3 protein-coding genes are annotated in these 2,184 nt (G+C 71.0%); all 3 read left to right on the top strand.

The window, feature by feature from the left end; translation table 11 throughout:
* On the top strand, positions 1 to 704 hold a 704-nt coding region (locus AB0J09_RS62940), incomplete at its 5' end, for a hydantoinase/oxoprolinase family protein (RefSeq protein ID WP_360713832.1).
* Positions 704 to 1,789, top strand: coding sequence for a DUF917 domain-containing protein (locus AB0J09_RS62935; RefSeq protein ID WP_360713830.1), 1,086 nt, complete (start codon positions 704 to 706; stop codon positions 1,787 to 1,789). The genes AB0J09_RS62940 and AB0J09_RS62935, both read left to right, overlap by 1 nt.
* Positions 1,786 to 2,094 (top strand): hypothetical protein, encoded by a 309-nt coding sequence (locus AB0J09_RS62930; protein ID WP_360713828.1) that lies wholly within the window; start codon positions 1,786 to 1,788, stop codon positions 2,092 to 2,094. Before AB0J09_RS62935 ends, AB0J09_RS62930 begins: the two co-directional genes overlap by 4 nt.
* Positions 2,095 to 2,184: the final 90 nt, after the last annotated feature.

Here is a 2,184-nt window from a genome sequence, read left to right as displayed (position 1 = left end):
TGCGCGGCGGGGTCCCCCGCGAGTCCACCGTCGCGGTCAGCCTGGGCGGCGTCAGGAGCAACTTCCGCATGCCCGATGTGCTCTCGCTGGGCATCGGCGGCGGCAGCGTCGTGCACGACGATGGGCGCAGGGTCGGCCCGGACAGCGTCGGCTACCGCCTCACCTCGGAGGCACTCGTCTTCGGCGGCGACACGTTGACGCTCACCGACATCGCGGTGGCGGCCGGCCTGGCCGACATCGGCGATGCCTCCCGCGTCGCCGACGTTCCCGAGTCCGTGGTCCAGGCCGCTCTCGCCGACGTGCGGACCCGGATCGGCGCGGCAATCGACCAAGCGAAGCTGGCCGCCGCCGACCTGCCGGTGATCGTCGTGGGCGGCGGCGGAGTGGTCATCGACGAACTGCCCGGCATCACCACGCTGCTTCGTCCTGCCCACTCCGGGGTGGCCAACGCCGTGGGCGCCGCGTTCGCCCAGGTCGGGGGCGAGGTGGACAAGATCTACACACTGGCGGAGATGACCCGCGCGCAGGTCGTGTCCGACGCGCGCGAGGAGGCGGTACGGCGGGCGGTCAAGGCCGGCGCTGTACCCGAGACAGTCCGGATCGTGGACACCGAGGACGTACCGCTTACGCACATGGCGGGCGGCACGGCGCTTCGGGTCAAGGCGAAGGCGGTCGGCGAGCTTCGCCGAGAGGAAGGAAACTGATGCGTTACATCGACGAGGCCGCGCTGGCCGACATCACGATCGGCTCGACGATCCTCGGCGCCGGGGGCGGCGGCGACCCGTACGTCGGCATGCTGCTCGCCCGCGAAGCCATCCGCGAGCACGGCCCTGTCGCGATGTGCGACCTGGACGAGGTGCCAGACGACGCTCGGGTGGTGTTCATCGCCGGGATGGGCGCGCCGGGTGTGCTCGTGGAGAAGCTGCCGCGCAGCGTGGACGCCGTGGCCGCCCTGCGCGAGCTGGAGGCCTACGTCGGCTACAAGTTCACCCACGTCGCCCCCGCCGAGGCGGGCGGCCTGAACGCGGTCACGCCCTTCTCCACGGCCGGCGCCGGACTCCCGGTCGTGGATGCCGACGGCATGGGCCGCGCCTTCCCCGCGCTCGAACTGGTCACCCCCACCCTCTACGGCGGCAAGGCCACCCCGCTCGCCATGGTCGACGAGCACGACAACCGGATGGTCATCAACACCTCCGACAACACCTGGGCCGAGAACCTGGCCCGCGCCGCGACGCTGACCTCCGGCTGCGTCACCATGATGGCGCTCTACCCGATGACCGGCCGCCAGGCCAAGGACTGGCTGGTCAAGGGCGCGTTGTCGCTCGCCGAACGCATCGGCAGGACCCTGCGGGAGGCCCGCACCGCGCACGAGCCCCCGGTCGAGGCCGTCATGCGCGCCAACTCGGGCGTCTCCCTGTTCGAGGGCAAGGTGACCGAGGTCGACCGGCGCAACGAGGGCGGCTGGACCATCGGCGAAGCCGTCATCGAGGGCAGCGGCGCCTACGCCGGCTCGTCGATGACGCTGCACTTCCAGAACGAGCACCTCGCCGCCGTCCGCGACGGCCAGATCGTGGCCACCGTACCCGACCTGATCATGGCGCTCGCCGTCGACTCCGGTGAGCCCATCCCGGCCGAGGAGATCCGGTACGGCTACCGCGTCGCGGTCATCGGCATGCCGTGCGACTGGCACTGGAGAACCCCGGAAGGGCTCGCCCTCTCCGGCCCCCGCCGGTTCGGCTACGACATGGACTTCGTCGGCGTCGAGGAACGGGCGGTGACGCCGGCATGAGGACGGTCCTCACAGGCGGCGACGTCTTCGACGGCACCGGCGCCCCCGCCGCACGCGCCGACGTCGCCGTCGAAGGCGACCGGATCGTCGAGGTCGGCACCGGCCTCGACGGCGACGTCGCCATCGACGCCACCGGCTGCACGATCATGCCCGGCCTGATCGACGCCCACGTTCACGTCATGTTCTCCGGGATGGATCCGCTCGCGCTCGCCTCCGAGCCGTTCTCCTACGCCTTCTACCGAACTGTGGGCCAGTGCTCCGGCGTTCACGCCGGGGGTGAAGGCCCACGCGGGAGTGCCTGCTAGGGAGTGTCTGACAAATGATCAACATGCACGCTTGAATGGTCGATCGTGGTGCGACGTGGTGAGCTGACCGACAAGGCGTGGGTGCGGATC

Source organism: Nonomuraea sp. NPDC049784 (assembly GCF_040659615.1).
Lineage (GTDB): Bacteria > Actinomycetota > Actinomycetes > Streptosporangiales > Streptosporangiaceae > Nonomuraea.
The sequence above is the reverse complement of the archived record's forward strand: the minus strand, read 5'-3'. Positions and strand labels throughout refer to the sequence as shown.